The sequence below is a fragment of the Phycicoccus sp. Root101 genome (assembly GCF_001426245.1).
Classification (GTDB): domain Bacteria; phylum Actinomycetota; class Actinomycetes; order Actinomycetales; family Dermatophilaceae; genus Pedococcus.
In genome coordinates this window covers 12,629-29,691 of the sequence record NZ_LMCM01000010.1, presented here as the reverse complement: position 1 = coordinate 29,691, position 17,063 = coordinate 12,629, and the positions used below count along the sequence as shown (strand labels likewise).

The window sequence follows — 17,063 nt, the reverse complement described above, 5'->3', positions numbered from 1 at the left end:
ATGGCCAGCGTTCACAAGGAAAACCTCACCGACCTCCTCGTCCGGGCCATCGCGCCCGGCGTCGTCGTGTGGGGGGCGATCGTGGGCTTCGGCCTGCTCATCACCGGCCCACTCACCGGGCTGTCCAAGGACGAGGAGTCGGTCAACAAGACGCTGGCCTCGGACCGCACGCCCACGTGGAACCAGATCACGATGCTCTGGTCGCACGTCGGCAACACCGAGTACGTCATCGCGGTGTGCATCCTCATCAGCCTGATCCTGCTGTGGCGCACGCGCGACTGGTTGTTCAGCATCGTCCCCGTCATCGCGATCTCGCTGCAGGCGACCATCTTCGTCCTGGCCACCCTCGTGGTCGGACGCCCGCGGCCCACCGTCCCCCACCTCGACCCGGCGCCTCCGACGTCGAGCTACCCCAGCGGCCACGTCGGCGCCTCGACCGCCCTGTACCTCTCGCTCGCCCTCCTCGCCGCGCGCATCGAGCGCACGTGGCTGCGGGTCCTCACGACCGTGGTCTGCCTGGCCCTCCCGCTGCTCGTGACCTTCGCCCGCCTCTACCGCGGCATGCACCACGTCACGGACGTCTCCGTCGGGATGCTCAACGGGATCGCCTGCGCGCTGCTGGCGTGGGGCTGGTGGCGGTTCACCAGCCGCCGCAAGGTCACCGACCGCGCAAGGGCCGCCGTCAGCTGAACAGCCGCTGGCCCCAGTGCTCGTCGGCGGTCAGCCCGGGCGGGCACGCGAAGACCGCCGACCCGGTGTGCTCGATGTACTCGTTGAGCCTGTCCTTGGCGGCCAACGCCTTCTGCATCGGCACGAACTGCCTGTGCGCGTCCCTCATGAAGGCGACGAAGAACAGCCCTGCGTCCAGGTGCCCGAGCCCGTCCGACCCGTCCGTGAAGTTGTACCCCCGGCGCAGGATCCGTATGCCGCCGAGCCGGCTCTCGTGCGCGAGCGCGACGTGCGCGTCGGCCGGGATGGCCGGCTGGCCGTCGGCACCCGGCGTGGTCAGGTCGAGGGTGTCGAACTCGGCCTTCTGGCCGAGCGGCGCACCCTCGCCCTTGGTGCGGCCGACGACCTGCTCCTGCTCCTGCAAGGTCGTCCGATCCCAGACCTCGACGTGCATCCGGATCCGGCGGGCGACGAGGTAGGAGCCCCCGGCCAGCCAGGAGGTGGCGCCCGGCACGTCCTCGGGCTGCACCCAGACGTGGTCGTCGAGGGCGGCGCCGTCCTCGGACTTCACGTTGTTCGTCCCGTCCTTGAACCCGAACAGGTTCCGCGGGGTCGTCTGGCTGCGTGAGGTCGACGAGGTCCGGCCGAACCCGAGCTGGCTCCAGCGCACCGACCCCACCCCGAACCCGAGGCGCACGAGGTTGCGCACCGCGTGCACGGCCACCTGCGGGTCGTTCGCACAGGCCTGGATGCACAGGTCGCCACCACTGCGTGCGGGGTCCAGGTCGTCGCCGACGAAGGCCGGCAGCTCGCGCAGGCCCTCCGGTCGCCGGTCCGCCAGACCGAAGCGTCCGTCGAACAGGGAAGGCCCGTACCCGATGGTGATGGTGAGGTCCGCCGCGTCGAGGTCGTAGGCCTCGCCGGTGTCCTCGGGCACGCCGTACGGCCCCCCGCCGACCACCCCGCCCGGAGCCGCCTCGGCGCCGGCGGTCATGCGTTCGGCGGCCCGCGTCCACGTCTTCAGCAGGTCGCGCAGCTCGTCGCGGTCGGTCGTCGTCACGTCGAGGGCGACGAAGTGCATGCGGTCCTGCGCCGGGGTGGTGATACCGGCCTGGTGCTCCCCGCGGAAGGCGACCACCTGGTCGTCCACCGAAGGAGTCGCGGGACCCGACCCGTCCGTTCGCTGCGCGGCATACGCGCCACCGACGCCGGCGACGGCCCCCAGCGCTGCTGCCCCGGCACCCACGCCGAGCAAGCTGCGTCGGGTCAGGTCGGTCACTTCGCGACCACGGCGGCGACCTTGGAGATCGGCTCGCTCACGGCGTCCAGCGCCACGGCGAGCGCCTTGACCTCGGCCGGGCTCAGGGCGGTGTACGACTCGAACCCGGTGTCGGTGCGGTGGGCGTCCAGAGCCGTGTCGAGGGCGGCGAAGCGGCTGTCGATCGTCGCGAGGAGCGCGGCGTCACGAGCCTTGAGGACCGGACGCAACGCGTCGATCGCAGCCTTGGATCCCTTGACGTTCTCGTCGAAGTCGTAGAGGTCGGTGTGGCTGTAACGGTCCTCCTCGCCAGTGATCTTGCCGGTCGCGACCTCGTCGAGCAGGGCCTTGGAGCCGTTGGCCAGCTGGAGGGGGTTGAGGGTCACGGCCTTGGCCTTCGCGACGATCTCCTTCACGTCGACGAGCAGCTGGTCGGCCACCACCGAGGTGTCAGGCTGCAGGCCGCTCGCCCACAGGTCCTTCTCGAGACGGTGGAACCCGGTGAACTGCATGCCCTCCTCGACGACGTCCTCACGCCCGTCGATCTTCGGGTCGAGGTCGCCGAACGACTCGGCCACGGGCTCGATCCGCTCCCACGGACCGCGGGCCAGCGGGTAGGCCTTCTTCGCGTCGGCCACCTTCCCCGCCTTCACCAGGTCGACGAACTCGGTGGTGCGAGCCAGCAGCGCGTCGGCCTGGGCCGACACGAACTCCTGGTAGTCGGCGACGGCAGTGGCCATGGCGGCGTCGGGCGCCTGGCTCGAGGTCGCGCCGGTGACCGTGAAGTCGCCGCGGATCCCGTCGCCCTTCATCCCGGGCTTGCAGGCGGTCTGGTAGGTGCCGGGGGTGGCGACCTCGACGTGGAAGCTGCGGGTCAGGCCCGGCGTGAGGTTCTCGACCTCGCCGAGGATCTGGTCGCCCTCGCCGTAGACGTAGAACTCGTTGACCTTGGAGCCGGTGTTGCGCACGGTGAACTCGATGGTGCCGGCGGCCGCCCTCGTGCGCGCCACCGTGCAGGACGTGTCGGTCGCCTCGACGGTGATCGGGCCACCGACGACGGCGGCGTTCCCCTCCGTCGGTTCCGAGCTGCAGGCAGCCGTCGCGGCCAGGACGAGCGCCGTGAGGGCGACGGTGAGGGTGGGGGTGCGCATGGTGCGGGTGCTCCTGGGGTCAGTGTGCGGTCGCGGCAGGGGTGACTGCCTGCGAGGAGGATGCGGCGGCAGCGCTGCGTTGCGGGCGCAGGAAGAGGGTGAGGACCGTGGCGGTGTAGAGGGTCCACGCGACCGCCTGCAGCCACGTCGTGTTCGGCGTGAAGTTGACCGTGCCCTTGAGGAGCACCCCGTACCAGGAGTCGGGTGGCACGGCCCCGCTCACGTCGAACGCGAGGCTGTTCAGGCCGGGCAGGAGGGCTGCCTCCTGCAGGTCGTGCAGACCGTAGGACAGGATGCCGGCGGCGACCACGACGAGCGCGATCCCGGTCCACCGGAAGAACCTCGACAGGTTGATCCGCACGGCTCCGCGGTAGATGAGGACGCCAAGGGCGACCGCCACGGCGAGGCCGATGACGAACCCGACGAGCGGCTGCGTCGTCCCGGCCCCGGCGGTCTGCACGCTGGCGTAGAAGAACAGGGCGGTCTCGAGGCCCTCGCGTCCGACACCGAGGAAGCCGACGAGCGCGACAGCCCAGCCACCGACCGACAGGGCCTGGTCGAGGCGCCCCTTGAGCTCGCCCGAGATGGTGCGGGCAGCTGTGCGCATCCAGAAGACCATCGCGGTGACGAAGGCGACGGCGACGACCGACGCGGTCCCCCCGATCAGCTCCTGCGCCTCGAACGAGAGCTGGCGCGTGCCATACGTGAGCAGCGCTCCGATGCCGACCGAGAGGGCGACCGCCACCGCGACGCCGGTCCACACCTGCCGCAGGGCCCACCGCCGGTCGGTCTTCACGAGGAACGCGACGAGGATGACGACGACGAGGGCGGCCTCGAGGCCCTCCCTGAGTCCGATGAGCGCGTTGCTGACGAGCACGGTGACCTGATTTCCGGCATGGGGACGTTGCGTATTAAGACTAAGGTAAGCCTTCCCTAAGGCATGACGTCAAGTCGGTCCCCGCCCCTTGGCCCGCGCTCCGAACCCGGGTGCACGGCGCCGGTGGCGGTGGGAGTATCGGCACGTGTCCGACCCCACGCCGTCCAGTGCGCAGACGATCTCCTACCCGGCCTCCGACGCGCGGGCCTCGCGAGGAGCGCTGGAGCGGGCCGACCCGCACGTGGTCGTCCTGTTCGGGGCGACGGGAGACCTGGCCCGCCGCAAGCTGCTCCCCGGCCTGGCCCACCTCGCCGCCTCCGAGCTCGCCCCGGCGATCCGGGTGGTCGGGACGTCGCTGGAGGAGATGAGCGACGAGGAGTTCCGCGAGTTCGCGCGGACGGCGGTCGAGGAGTTCGGCAGCCACCGGCTCACGCCCGAGCAGTGGGATGCCTTCGACGACCACCTCGTCTACGTCCCGCAGTCCGCCGGCCCCGGACCGCTGGCCGCGGCCGTGGCCAGCGCCGAGGAGCACCTCGGCCCGAACGCCCTGCGACTGCACTACCTGTCGGTCCCGCCCAAGGCGGCGATCGCCGTCATCAAGATGCTGCGCGAGGCCGACCTGGTGGACCGCTCACGAGTGGTCATGGAGAAGCCGTTCGGCACCGACCTCGCCAGCGCGATCGCGCTCAACGACCAGGTGCACGAGACGTTCGACGAGCGGCAGGTCTTCCGGATCGACCACTTCCTCGGCAAGGAGGCGGCCCAGAACATCCTCGCCTTCCGCTTCGCCAACGGGTTGTTCGAGCCGATCTGGAACCGCAACTTCATCGACCACATCCAGATCGACATCCCCGAGACGCTCGGGCTGGACCAGCGGGCCAACTTCTACGAGGCGACCGGCGCCTACAAGGACATGGTCGTCACGCACCTGTTCCAGGTCATGGCGTTCGTGGCGATGGAGCCGCCCACCGCGCTGGAGCCCCGGGCCATCTCCGAGGAGAAGAACAAGGTCTTCCGGTCGTTGCTGCCGATCGAGCCGCAGCACGTCGTGCGCGGCCAGTTCGCCGGGTACACCGCCCTCGACGGGGTGCCGCGCGACTCCGACACCGAGACCTTCATCGCGCTCAAGTGCGGCCTCGACAACTGGCGCTGGGCAGGCGTCCCGTTCTACCTGCGCACCGGCAAGAAGATGGCCGAGGGCGCGCGCATCATCTCGATCGCGTTCAAGGAGGCGCCGCGGTCGATGTTCCCCGCGCACTCCGGGGTGGGGAACGCCGGACCAGACCACCTGACCTTCGACCTGGCCGACGAGTCCAAGGTGTCGCTGTCGTTCTACGGCAAGCGCCCCGGGCCGGGCATGCGGCTGGAGAAGCTGTCGATGCAGTTCTCCACCCAGGAGACCGAGCGCGCCGGCGACGTCCTCGAGGCGTACGAGCGGCTCATCCTCGACGCCATGCGCGGCGACCACACCCTGTTCACGACGGCCGAGGGCATCGAGTCGCTGTGGGAGCGGTCCGCGCCGCTGCTGGAGAACCCGCCCGAGGTGAAGTCCTACCCGCCCGGCACCTGGGGCCCGAACGCCATCCACCAGCTCATCGCCCCGCACGCCTGGCGCCTGCCCTTCGAACGCGTCTGGCGAGAGAAGTAACCGCACCCCCGGCTCGCGCTTACTCGCGCAAAGCGGGTGTCGTTGTGCAACACGGGACTTATTTGTGCCGGGTTTCCCGAAGGACACCCGCTTTGCGGATGGGGTGGGGGCGGGGTGGCGCGCTCAGGCGCGCAGGGAGTGGAGCCAGGTGCGGGCCTCGCCGAACGCCTCGTCGGTCGTGTGCGGCGTGACGCGCACCGCCGTGCCGTGGGCCGCCGGGTAGCTGCCGAGGAACCGCACCTCCGCGCAGACCCGCTTCAGCCCCAGCAGCGCCTCGCCGACGCGTTCGTCGAGGACGTGGCCCTCGATGTCGATGGAGAAGCAGTAGCTGCCCATCGACGCCTTCGTGGGGCGTGACTCCAGGCGCGACATGTTGATCCCACGCACGGCGAACTGCTCCAGCAGCTCGAGCAGGCCACCGGCGTGGTCGTCGCGCTGGAACAGCACCAGCGTCGTCTTGTCGGCTCCGGTGCGTTCGGGGAGGTCGCCCGGCCGCGCGACGAGGACGAACCGCGTCACCGCCGCCGCGTTGTCACCGATGTCCTCGGCCAGGACCTCCAACCCGTGGTTGCTCGCCGCCACCGGCGCGCAGACCGCCGCCTGGTATGCCGCCTGCTCGCCGGCGGTCCCGACCAGCCCCGCCGCCGCGGCGGCGGTCGACAGCGTGGGGACGTAGGTCGCGTCGGGGAGGTTCGCGTCCATCCAGCCGCGGACCTGCGCCCAGGCGTGCGAGTGGGTGCCGACCGCACGGACGTCGGCGAGCGCCATACCGGGGCGGGCGGCGAGCACGAAGGTGATGGGGACGAGCACCTCGGCGACCACCACGAGCGGGTCGCCGCTGGCGAGGGCGTCGAGCGTGGCACTGACACCGCCCTCGACGGAGTTCTCGATCGGCACCATCGCGCCGTCGACCTCCCCGGCCCGCAGCAGGGCGAGGGCTGCGTCGACCGAGCCGCACGGGCGGTGCTGCGCGCCTGCGGACGGGGCCCAGGCGGCGAGGGCCATCTGGGTGAAAGTGCCCTCGGGCCCGAGGTAGGCGTAGGTGCGGGAGCCGGCGTCGGTCGTCTCGGTCATCGTCAGGCCTTCTGGGATCCGGTGCGGGCAGCGGCGAGCGCCTGCTGCTCCTCGGGCGTCAGGGTCGCGTCCGAGCCTCCACCGACGACACCCTTGGCGTAGGTGCGGGACTCGCCGCGTGCGTGGATGGCGGAGAAGACGAGGCCGTCGCCGCGGTCGTCGACCACGGCCGCACTGAAGGACAGCCGTCCGCCCATGTCGCCGAAGGCGTCGTAGCGCACCACCGCCACGTGGCGCAGCGCCTGGGCGATGTCGGCCCGCAGGGCCGCGAGGTCGCCGGCACCGACGGGTCGCTGGGTCTCGAGGACCCGGACCTGGGCACGGGCCCGACCGGCCTGCGCGACGGCGAGCGCGGCGACGGCCAGGGCGAGCACCGCGACGACCAGCGCGACGAGGGTCAGGGCGGAGTCGGACACCCCGGAAGCGTATTGGCGCGACGTCGATACAGTCGACGCGATATGGAATTGAGCCTCGTCACCGCCGCCATCGTCTTCGGCGCGATCTTCCTCGTGGAGCTCCCCGACAAGACCTTCATCGCCACCCTCGTGCTGGCCACCCGGTTCCGGCCGTTGTTCGTGTGGATCGGGGTGTCGCTGGCGTTCCTCGTCCAGACCCTCGTGGCCGTCTCGGTGGGTGGGCTGCTCGCCCGGTTGCCACGCACCCCGGTCGAGGTCTTCGCTGCTGCGATGTTCCTCATCGGCGGGGTGCTGCTGCTGCGCGGTGCGTCCAAGGCCGACGAGGAGGAGGCCGAGGCGGAGGAGGAGTTCTCGCACAAGGGCGCGGCCACCGCGGTCGGGCTCAAGGCCATCGGGGTGTCGTTCGGGGTGCTGTTCCTCGCCGAGTGGGGCGACCTGTCCCAGATCCTCACGGCGACCCTGGTGCTGCGCTACCACGACCCGATCTCGGTGTTCGTGGGTGCGTTCCTCGCGCTGGTCACCATCTCCGGCCTGGCGACGATCATCGGTCGCGTCCTGCTGTCGCGGGTGAAGCTCGCGACGATCCGCCGCGTCGGTGGCGGGGTCTGCCTCCTGCTCGCAGCCGTCACCGCCCTCGAGATCGCCGGCGTCTTCGGCGGCTGACGCCCGGCCGGGTCAGGGGGTGACGAGGTTGATCGGTTCGCCGGCGGCGAACGCGAGGACCTGGTCGACGGCAGCGGTGTAGAGGCTGTCGAGGACGTCCCACTCGACGTAGCCGAGGTGGGGTGTCGCCGTCACGGCGGGCAGGGCGAGCAGCGGGTCGGACGCGTCGAGGACGGGTTCGTCCTCGAAGACGTCCACCGCGGCGCGGCCGGGGCGTCCCGCGGACACGGCGGCAGCAAGGACGCCCGGCTCCATCAGGCCGGCGCGCGAGGTGTTGACCAGCAGGGCGCCCGGCTTCATCAGGGCGAGGTCCGCAGCGGTGACGATGCCGCGGGTGTCGTCGTTGAGGGGCAGGTGCAGCGACAGGACGTCGGCCGACGAGAAGAACTCCTCGCGGCTCCCTGCCACCTCGAACCCGGCCTCCCGCGCGCGCTCCTGCGAACCCGTTCGACCCCAGCAGAGCACCCGCATCCCGAAGGCGCTGCCGACGACGGCGACCTGGCTGCCGATCCGTCCGAGACCGTAGATGCCGAGGGTCTTCCCGGCGACCGAGGTGCCCACCGAACCCTGCCACTGGCCGGCGCGGAGGCGGGCGACCTCGGCGGGCAGGTGGCGCAGCGAGGCGAGGATCAGGCCCCAGGTCAGCTCGGCGGTCGTCGACGCCGACCCGGCACCGCCGGCGCTCACGGTGATGCCCCGCTCGGCCAGTGCGGCGAGGTCGAGGTGACCGGTGTTGCGGCCGGTCTGGCTGACGAGGCGGACGGTGTCGAGGTGGTCGACGACCTCACGCGGCAGGGCCGTGCGCTGCTGGAGCAGCACGACCGCGTCGAACCCGCTGAGCCGTCCCGCCAACGCCGGGCCCGACACCGAGTCGGCGAACGTCACGACCTCGTGGCCGGCCTCGGCGAGACGGCGCGCTGCCTCCAGCTGGCCGAAGGCGGCCTGGTAGTCGTCGAGCACGGCGACCCTCATCGTGCGTCCACCGCCGAGCGGTCGCTGGCCGGTGAGCCGGCGCCGGCCGCGCCCAGGTCGGCGCCGTAGAGACCCGGGTCCGCACCGTCAGCGCCGTCAGCGCCGTCGGTGCCCACCTCAGAGGCCCCGCCGGCACCCACGTCAGCGTCGGAGCGACGGGCTGCTGCCGGAAGGTGCAGGGCCCACCAGAGCAGGCCGAGGGCGAGCAGCGACCCGAACGTGTCGGCGTTCTGCAGGATCCGGCCGGGCCACTGCGGCCAGCTGCGCTGGTTGAGCCAGGAGATCCCCCACCACGGCATCCGGCAGAGGAAGAACCCGGTGATCGCGGCCGCCGCCCAGACCCGTCGGCGGTCGCGCAGCGGGTCGGCACCGAGGACGGCGAACACGACGACGACCATCCAGTGCAGGTGGTGGATCCAGGCCACGGGCGAGAGCAGCACGGCCATCAGCCCGACGGCGGCCACCTCGCTGATCGAGTCGCCCGCGCGGTACGCCCGGCGGGCCAGCGAGTAGCCGATGACCCCGACGACCGCGACGAGGACGAGCCACAGGACGTTGCCGGCGAGGCCGTCGGGCCCGACCCGCAGGAGGAACCCACGGATGCTCTGGTTGGACGTGCCGGCGTTGGGGCCGAGCCGGGCCGGGTCCTGCAGTGCGCCTCCCCAGAACGCGAAGGACGCCTCGGGCAGCAGCAGCCACGACCCGACGGTCACCGCGACGGCGGTGCCGACCGCGGTCGCGGCCTCCTTCCAGCGCCGGTTGACCAGGTAGTGCACGACGAACACGCCCGGGGTGAGCTTGATCGACATGGCGAGCCCGACGAGGACCCCCGGCGGTATGCGGCGCAGCACCCCCGGGCGCGGCCGGCGCAGGTCCATCAGGCACGCCAGGACCATGAACGCGTTGACCTGCCCGAAGCGCAGGCCGTCGGACACCGGGTGCAGCCACAGCATCGGCGCCGTGAGCAGCGCCAGGGTGAGGGGGGCGAGGGAGCCGGTGCGGTGGATCAGGCGCCACCCGGCGTACCAGACGATGGCGGTCGTCGCCGCGACCTGGGCGATGGTCCACAGCCACCCGATCACCCCGAAGGGCAGCAGTGCCAACGGGATCGCGATGATCGCCGCGAACGGCGGGTAGGTGAACGGCAGGAGCTGGGGCGCCTCGGTCATCGCCGAGTAGACCGGCCGACCGGTGAGGATCGACACCCCGGCCTCGCGGTACACCTCGACGTCGACCTGCCACTGGTCCATCGGCCAGAAGACGAGGTACCGCAGCACCGGGATCGAGGCGGCCAGGGCGATCACCAGGGTGGCGACTGACCAGCGGACGGCAGGCGACCACGCGGCATACCGGGCGGCGGCGCGCGACGCGGGGCCCGCGACGGCGGAGCCGAGGCGTCCGGCGGCACGGGCCAACGACGACCACCACCGCACGTCGCGGCTGCCGGGAGGTGCCGCAGGGCGGGTCGTCGTGGTCACGCCCCCATTCTTGCGCGTGTGTCGACCCGTAGCCTGTACCGGTGACCCGCCGCGCCCTGCTCTGCCTCGTCGGCCTGCTCGCCACCGTGTCGGCCGTGCTCGTCCCCGTCGCCACCAGCAGCGCCGCCGGCACCACAGCCCCGTCATTCTCGGCGGCGGCACCGCTCCCCGCGGCGAAGCCCGTCATCCTCGTCGGCACCGGCGGCCTCACGTGGAGCGACGTCAGCGAGAAGTCCACCCCCGCCCTGTGGTCGCTGCTGCGGGACGGCTCGACGGCAGCGATCTCGGTGCGCTCGGTGTTCACCAACACCTGCCCGATCGACGGCTGGCTGAGCCTTTCGGCGGGCAACCGTGCCGCAGCCGACGGGCCGGGCAAGAACGGCGCCCGCAGCACCACCGACCCGTGCCCGCCCGTGCCGACCGTCGACAGCGGGGTCGTGCCCGGCTGGAACGGCTACGTGAAGTCGGCGACCGACAAGAAGTTCGACTCGACGCTGGGCACCCTCGGCGAGACCCTCGCCTCCAACAAGCAGTGCGTCCAGGCGGTCGGGCCCGGTGCCGGGGTGGGCGCGGCCTACTCCTCCGGCGCGGTGCCGCGCTACGCCGACTACGACGCGGGGAAGCTCACCGGGCTGCTGTCCGCGTGCCGGGTGACGCTCGTCGACGTGGGCGCGCTGCGCGACCCCTCGGACCTGCCGAAGGGTGAGGCCGCGCCGCAGGGGGCCGGCGACCGCGCCCGGCAGGCCGGCGCCATCGACACCCGCATCGGCGAGGTCCTGCAGGCGGCACCGAGCGGGTCGGACGTCATCGTCGCCAGCCTCTCCGACGCCGGGTCGAGCGAGCGCCTGCGCCTCATCGCCGCCAAGGGCCCCAGCTACGGACCCGGCACCCTCACCTCGAAGTCGACCCGCCAGCCGGGCCTCGTGCAGTCGGCCGACCTCACCGTGACGCTGCTCAGCGCCGCCGCGGTCCCGGTGCCCGGCTCGCTCGGCGGGGCCACCCTGACCCGCGGCTCGGCCGGCGCGAACTCCGCCGAGGCAGCGCGGGACCGGCTGCGGGCGCTGGTCGACTTCGACGAGGCGAGCCACGAGGTGCACCCGCTGGTGCCGACCTTCTTCAACGGGGTCGTCTACACGCAGCTCGCGATCTACCTGCTCACTGCCATCGTGTGGCGCCGCGACTTCGGCTCGACCGCGCTGCGCCTGCGCCTGCTGCGGATCACCCGGCGGGTCGCCATCGTCGCGTCGACCGTGCCGGCCTCGACCTTCCTCGCCAACCTCATCCCGTGGTGGCGCTTCCCCGTGCCGCTGCTGGCGATCGTCGCCTCGGTCGGGCTCTTCGTCGCGATCATCTCGGCGATCGCGTTCCTCGGGCCGTGGGGGCGGCGCCTGACCGGCCCCCTGGCCGTCGTGTCCCTGGCGACGATGCTCGTCCTGGGCGGCGACGTCATGCTCGGTGGCCGCCTGCAGATCTCCTCGCTCATGGGCCTGCAGCCCGTGGTGGGCGGCCGGTTCTACGGCATGGGGAACGTGACGTTCGCGCTCTTCGCGACCTCCGCGCTCCTGCTGTGCATCGCGGTCTCCAGCTACTACGTCAAGCGCGGGGAGCAGCGACGCGCCGCCCTGGCCACCCTCGTCATCGGCCTGGCCGCGGTCGTCGTCGACGGCTACCCCGGGTGGGGTGCGGACGGCGGCGGACCACCCGCCCTCCTGCCCGGCCTCGCCTACCTCGTCCTCGCGATCCTCGGCATCCGGATGACCTGGCGGCGCGGCGCCCTCATCGGTGGGGTCACCGTCGGCCTGTTCCTGCTCGTCGGGTTCATCGACTCGCTGCGGGCGGTGGAGAACCAGTCCCACCTCGGCCGCTTCTTCGACACCCTGTTCACCGGTGGCGCGTGGGACATCGTCAGCCGCAAGCTCGAGCAGAACATCTCGATCCTGTTCGGCAACTACCGCCTGGCGCTGCTGGTCCCCATCGCGCTCGTCTTCGTCATCTACATCCTCGCCCGGCCCACCTCGTGGGGCTCGCGGGCCCTGGAGCGGTCGTACGAGGCGTGCCCCACCCTGCGTCCGGGGCTGATCGCACTGCTCGTCATGCTCACGATCGGGTTCGCGATCAACGACTCGGGCGTGGCCATCCCGGCCAACGGCGCGATCATCGCCGTCCCCCTGATCATCGCGGTCAGCGTCAGGGTGCTGGAGGACGAGGCGCGCTCGCTCGCGAAGACGCGCGCGTCGCGGCGAGGGTGAGCCACCCCCACACGGCCAGCACGGCGTACGGCACCACTCGTCGACGGACCCCGAGGGTGAGGTCCTGGACGGTCCGCGTCATCCCGACCACGCGTCCGGGGACGTAGGCGACGGCCATCGCCGTGAGCCGGCCGAGCAGCAGCAGGTCGACGACACCCGGTGCCAGCACGGGGAGGGCGACCCAGGCCAACAGGTCGTACCAGGGGAGCGAGTAGGGCGCGGCCAGCGTGTAGGCGGCGCTGAGGACGACGACCCAGCGCGCGGCCGTCCCGGTGGCGGTGTCGGGCGCGAGGCCGCGGGTCAGCCGCGCGAGCAGGACGACGAAGACCACGGCGAGCACCACCGAGGCCACCGACACCAGGTCTCGGGCGGTGCTCGCGGCCATCGGCCCTCCGGCGAGCCACTCGAACACCAGCCGCCACGGCGTCGCGAGCGAGATGGACCGCCGGGCCCGGTCGAGCTGGTCGAACACGTGCGGCCCGGCCCACAGGTGCAGCGGCACGACGACGACCACCGCACCCACCACGAGGGCGACGGCCCTGCGGGCGAACCCGCTCCGCTCGTGGCCCCACCACGCGACCAGCAGCGCCACCCCCGCGATGCCGAACGTCACCTTCGTCGAGACCGCGAGGCCGCCGACCAGCCCACCCAGCCACGGGTTCCGCGCTGCGAGCACGATCGCAGCCAGCGCCAGCGCTGCCGCCAGCAGGTCGACGTGGGCGCCGAGGACGCCGATGCCGAAGACGAGGGGGTTGAACGTCCACAGCGTGTCGACGCGCTGCTGCGCCGCACCGGCCCGCAGCAGCAGCCAGCGCACGAGCAGCCACGCGACGACGACCAGCAGCTGCCACACCCACACCGTCTGGCGCAGGTTGGCCCCGCCGACCAGGGAGGCGAGCGCCTGCAGCGCGGTCGCGAACGGGCCGTAGATGCTCACCGTCCCCCTCCACGGCGGTTCGACCGCGCTGGTCACGGGGTCGGAGCCGGGCCAGGCGTCCGGGGCGGTGAGGTAGGGGTCGCCGCCCTGGGCCGCGATCCGCCCGTACGCGGCGTAGTTCGTGTGGTCGGCCGACCCGAAGGGGCCGGTCAGCAGGGCACCGACAGCCAGCAGCAGGGGCCAGCGCCAGCCCGGCCACCGGGCGGCTGCCTGTGCGGCGAGGGCCCCGCCGAGGGTCCCCGCGCGGTCCCCGGCGTGGTCCCCGGCGTGGGTGGCCGCCCGCGCTGCGGCGGTCCGGCCGGCGGTCACCAGCCGGAGCGCGACCCCGCCACCACCGAGCAGGTATGCCGTCCACAGCAGGGCGGTGACCAGCGCCGGTGACGGGGCCCACGCCAGGTCACCCGGCGCCCACCCCCGGGGTCCGAGGCCGGGCTTGGCCGCATTGGGGCCGGCGACCCCCACGAGGAGCAGCAGGGCGAAGGACAGGGCGACAGCGGCAGCACCCGCCCGCGCGCGCACCGAGTTCCCCATGAGGTGCAGTGTGGTTCAGCGCAGGCCGCGTCGCGCCCGACGACGCGCCAGGGCCAGGGCCACGTCGCGGTACTGCCGGGCCCGGTGCAGCTGGCCGCGCCAGTCCCTGCCGCTGACCCGGTGGTGCAGCTCGCAGGGGACCTCCTCGACCCGGAGCCCTGCGAGCAGGACGTCGACGGTCAGGCCGACCTCGACCCCCCAGCCCCGGGCGAGCGGGGTGGCCGCGTCGAAGGCGGCCCGGGAGATGCACCGCATACCCGACAGGGGTTGGACCGCGGAGAATCCGGTGAGGTCCTCGATCCCCTTGCGCGCCAGCCGGACCACGAACCCGTGGCCGCCCCCCGCGGTCCTCTGCGGCGGCAGGGTGGCGATCGTCATGTCGGCGCGGCCCTCGAGGACGGGCGGGACGAGCACGCCGAGGTTCGCGGCCGAGCCCTCGAGGTCTCCGTCGACGAACAGCAGCGGCCGCGGGTGTTCGCCGCCCTCGATGCCCTCGTGGCGGGCGACGTACGCAGCGCCGGTGGTCATCGCGGCGGCCTTGCCGCGGTTGCGCGCGTGCCTGGCCACCTCGGCACCGGCTGCCGCGGCCAGCTCCGCCGTGGCGTCGCTGCTCCCGTCGTCGACGACGACGACGAGGTCCACCCCCGGTATGGCGCGGACGGCCGCGACCGTGGCCCCGATCCGCTCCGCCTCGTCCTTGGCGGGCAGGATCGCCGCGACGTGCGTCGCGACGCCGGACGCGTTCCCCGGGGACGTCATCTCAGCGAGCCGTCAGCGGAGGGTGACCTGGCGGCTGAGCAGCCCGGACTTCGCCCGGCGCTCCTCCGCGGTGAGGGAGTCGGTCGAGGCGACGGCCTTGGCGTAGCGCGTCATGAAGTCACCCAGGGGACCCTCGTAGTCGGCCGAGGTCTTGTCGGGCTCGAGGTCCCAGACCGGCACCAGCAGGCCGCAGGCACGGAAGGCGCCGAGGAGGCGGGTCGGGTCACCCAGGCCGCTCTCGCCCGCGGCGTGCAGCCGGGCCAGGGCGTCGGTCGCGGTGTCCTCGTCCTCGGGAAGCACGAGGCGGATGTGGGTCCGCTCGCCGATCCGGCACCAGTAGGCCGAGGCGGCGGCGTCCATCTTGACCGTGGGGATGACCGACTCGTTGGCCCGCTCCAGCGACGACCTGGCGTCGTCGTCGAGCTCGCTGTCGCCGACCCAGAAGTCGAAGCCCTCGTGGACCGTGACCTCGAACGGCGTCGCGGGGTCGAGCAGGTCCTGGAGGCGCGGGCTCTCCTCGGTGGCGGCGGGCGTGCTGGTGATCGGGGTGCCCTGCTCGGCGGCGGCCGCGGCGAGCAGGCACAGGGCCAGGTCGCGGGAGGCGTCGCCGGAGACCGACCCGGACTGGGTGCCGAAGAACACGGTGCCGTCGGCGCGGTGCAGGCCCGGCCAGGCCATCGGCAGCACGGTCGCCACGGTCACGTCGGTGGGGGAACCCTCGGGGGCCTTGCCCTTCGCGAACGACACCGATGCCGTGGCGGCCGGGAGGATCTCGCGCATCGCCACCCAGTCGGTCTCGTTCGGCAGGCCCTCGAAGGGGCGGGCGACGAACGGTGCGGGGGCGACCTTCGTGCGTGCCGCGTCGGTGGAACCCTGGTCTGCGCCGTGCTTGCGGCGGCGTGATGCCTTACCCATGGCGCAAACCCTAGTGGGCGCTCCGAGCCGCGGGGCCGGGGCGGCGGGGTGTGGGCGCCGGGGTCGGGGGTGGAGCGGCCGGACGACGTGGCGTCAGCGGCTGCGGCGGCGGGACGGGCCGCCGACCGATGCCCACACGGTGCAGCCGGCGCGGTCCTCGGTGACACCCCACTCGTGGGCGAGGGAGCGGACGATCCGCAGGCCGCGGCCCGAGGGGGCCCAGATGGTGCGCGGAGCGGGACGGGGCGTGCTGTCGCCACCGCCGTCGGTGACCTCGACCTCGACGACCCCGGACTTGACCTTCCAGTGCACCCGGAGGTTGCCGTCGGAGAGGGGTCGGGCGTGACGCACGGCGTTGGACACGAGCTCGGAGATGACGATCTCGGCCTCGTCGACGACGTCGGACTCGACATCGCGGGACTCGAGGTCCTCCACGAGGGTCCGGCGCACCTGGGCGACGCTCGTCGCACGCCACGGGACGCGGACGGTTCGCGAGGAGTCCGTGCCGCTGCTCTTGCGGGCAGCAGCCGGGACGGACCGCACGGGGCGGTCGGGGTGGGGTCCTGCGCTCATGCCGTGCCCAGATCCCATCGTTTGCGGGCGATTAGGGACGGAGACTATCGAGTTGCACGCACAGCGTCGAGTACCGCGGCGGGGTGGTTGCTGATGATGGCGTCGACGCCGAGGTCGAGGCAGAGCTGCACGTCGGCCGGTTCGTCGACGGTCCAGACGTAGACCTCGTGCCCGTGGCGGTGCTGGCGGGCGACGGTCTGCGGCCACTTGCGGACGATCTGGATGTCGAGGCCGACCGCGTGGACCCCTCGGGGCAACGACCCGTCGCGGAAGCGCAGGGGCACGGAGTCCTCGACGAGCAGCACCGCCGGCACGTCCGGACACAGCTGGCGCATCCGCTGGACCGCGAGCTGGGAGAACGACATCACGCGCACCCAGTGCTCGCCCGGCTTCCTCGGCCCGTCGAGCCCGAACTCCTTGAGCACCTTGGCGAGCTGCCGTTCGACCAGCCCGGCGTACCGCGTCGGGTGCTTGGTCTCGATGACCATCCCCATGGGGTGGTCGCTGGCAGTGACCATGGTCAGCAGGGCGCGCAGCGTGAGGAGCATGTTGCGGTCGCGGTCGGGCATCTCGAGGTCGCCGCGGTGCTCCTCCTTCCACGAACCCCAGTCGAGCCCCTCGAGCTCTGCCAGCTCCAGCGTCGAGACGCTGCCCCGACCGTTGGAGGTGCGGTTGACCCGGCGGTCGTGGACGCAGACCAGGTGGGAGTCGGCCGTGAGCCGCACGTCGCACTCCAGCGCGTCGGCCCCCTCGACGATCGCGCGCCGGTAGGCGGAGAGCGTGTGCTCGGGTTCGGCGAGGCTCGAACCTCGGTGGGCGATCACCAGCGGGGTACGCCGGGGGACAGCAGCGGGCCGCGCGGAGACGGCGTCGTCGAGCACGTCACCATGGTT

General features: G+C 72.5%; 16 protein-coding genes. 4 read left to right on the top strand and 12 right to left on the bottom strand.

Annotated features, from left to right (window positions below; translation table 11 throughout):
* Complete coding sequence (locus tag ASC58_RS17015; RefSeq protein WP_056915993.1) at positions 1-690, top strand: phosphatase PAP2 family protein; 690 nt, start codon at positions 1-3, stop codon at positions 688-690.
* On the opposite strand, the gene efeB is transcribed toward ASC58_RS17015, so the two are convergent.
* The 3 genes from efeB to efeU are packed head-to-tail and all read right to left on the bottom strand — an operon-like array spanning position 683 to position 3,955.
* Positions 683-1,948: an iron uptake transporter deferrochelatase/peroxidase subunit gene (gene efeB, locus ASC58_RS17010; protein ID WP_056920156.1), complete on the bottom strand. Its 1,266-nt coding sequence runs from the start codon at positions 1,946-1,948 to the stop codon at positions 683-685. The two genes, ASC58_RS17015 and efeB, sit on opposite strands and share 8 nt — an antisense overlap.
* Positions 1,945-3,078: an iron uptake system protein EfeO gene (efeO, locus tag ASC58_RS17005; RefSeq protein WP_056920155.1), complete on the bottom strand. Its 1,134-nt coding sequence runs from the start codon at positions 3,076-3,078 to the stop codon at positions 1,945-1,947. The genes efeB and efeO overlap by 4 nt, the downstream gene beginning before the upstream one ends.
* A 19-nt stretch (positions 3,079-3,097) precedes the next feature.
* Entirely contained in the window at positions 3,098-3,955 is an 858-nt protein-coding gene (gene efeU / locus ASC58_RS17000) for an iron uptake transporter permease EfeU (protein WP_056920154.1), read from the bottom strand.
* 145 nt (positions 3,956-4,100) lie between these two features.
* Between efeU and zwf the strand changes: the two genes are divergently transcribed.
* The gene (gene zwf / locus ASC58_RS16995; protein ID WP_056920153.1) at positions 4,101-5,603 is read left to right on the top strand and encodes a glucose-6-phosphate dehydrogenase; all 1,503 of its coding nucleotides are present in this window, start codon (positions 4,101-4,103) and stop codon (positions 5,601-5,603) included.
* Between the two features lie 123 nt (positions 5,604-5,726).
* Here the strand turns inward: zwf and pheA are convergent, their stop codons facing one another.
* Positions 5,727-6,677, bottom strand: coding sequence for a prephenate dehydratase (gene pheA / locus ASC58_RS16990; RefSeq protein WP_056920152.1), 951 nt, complete (start codon positions 6,675-6,677; stop codon positions 5,727-5,729).
* Between the two features lie 2 nt (positions 6,678-6,679).
* A complete protein-coding gene (locus ASC58_RS16985) occupies positions 6,680-7,093 on the bottom strand; it encodes a DUF4446 family protein (RefSeq protein WP_056915999.1) in 414 nt (137 codons plus the stop codon).
* Positions 7,094-7,135: 42 nt separating this feature from the next.
* On the opposite strand from ASC58_RS16985, the gene ASC58_RS16980 reads away from it, so the two are divergent.
* A complete protein-coding gene (locus tag ASC58_RS16980) occupies positions 7,136-7,756 on the top strand; it encodes a TMEM165/GDT1 family protein (RefSeq protein WP_056916000.1) in 621 nt (206 codons plus the stop codon).
* A gap of 12 nt (positions 7,757-7,768) precedes the next feature.
* Here the strand turns inward: ASC58_RS16980 and ASC58_RS16975 are convergent, their stop codons facing one another.
* Together ASC58_RS16975 and ASC58_RS16970 are read right to left on the bottom strand one after the other, a co-directional pair.
* Positions 7,769-8,728, bottom strand: a complete 960-nt coding sequence (locus ASC58_RS16975) for a D-2-hydroxyacid dehydrogenase family protein (RefSeq protein ID WP_056920151.1) — start codon at positions 8,726-8,728, stop codon at positions 7,769-7,771.
* The gene (locus ASC58_RS16970; RefSeq protein ID WP_235529299.1) at positions 8,725-10,206 is read right to left on the bottom strand and encodes a glycosyltransferase 87 family protein; all 1,482 of its coding nucleotides are present in this window, start codon (positions 10,204-10,206) and stop codon (positions 8,725-8,727) included. The genes ASC58_RS16975 and ASC58_RS16970 overlap by 4 nt, the downstream gene beginning before the upstream one ends.
* A 41-nt stretch (positions 10,207-10,247) precedes the next feature.
* Between ASC58_RS16970 and ASC58_RS16965 the strand changes: the two genes are divergently transcribed.
* Positions 10,248-12,455, top strand: a complete 2,208-nt coding sequence (locus ASC58_RS16965; protein WP_056916002.1) for a hypothetical protein — start codon at positions 10,248-10,250, stop codon at positions 12,453-12,455.
* Here ASC58_RS16965 and ASC58_RS16960 read toward each other — a convergent pair.
* From ASC58_RS16960 to ASC58_RS16940, 5 genes are all read right to left on the bottom strand, one after another.
* The gene (locus ASC58_RS16960) at positions 12,394-13,923 is read right to left on the bottom strand and encodes a hypothetical protein (RefSeq protein WP_056920150.1); all 1,530 of its coding nucleotides are present in this window, start codon (positions 13,921-13,923) and stop codon (positions 12,394-12,396) included. The two genes, ASC58_RS16965 and ASC58_RS16960, sit on opposite strands and share 62 nt — an antisense overlap.
* Positions 13,924-13,938: 15 nt before the next feature.
* Complete coding sequence (locus ASC58_RS16955) at positions 13,939-14,682, bottom strand: glycosyltransferase (RefSeq protein ID WP_056920149.1); 744 nt, start codon at positions 14,680-14,682, stop codon at positions 13,939-13,941.
* 12 nt (positions 14,683-14,694) lie between these two features.
* Complete coding sequence (locus ASC58_RS16950) at positions 14,695-15,597, bottom strand: DUF5926 family protein (protein WP_056916005.1); 903 nt, start codon at positions 15,595-15,597, stop codon at positions 14,695-14,697.
* A 93-nt stretch (positions 15,598-15,690) separates the two neighbouring features.
* The gene (locus ASC58_RS16945; RefSeq protein WP_082553421.1) at positions 15,691-16,170 is read right to left on the bottom strand and encodes an ATP-binding protein; all 480 of its coding nucleotides are present in this window, start codon (positions 16,168-16,170) and stop codon (positions 15,691-15,693) included.
* A 44-nt stretch (positions 16,171-16,214) separates the two neighbouring features.
* Positions 16,215-17,051, bottom strand: coding sequence for a glycerophosphodiester phosphodiesterase family protein (locus ASC58_RS16940; RefSeq protein ID WP_056916006.1), 837 nt, complete (start codon positions 17,049-17,051; stop codon positions 16,215-16,217).
* Between the last annotated feature and the right edge of the window lie 12 nt (positions 17,052-17,063).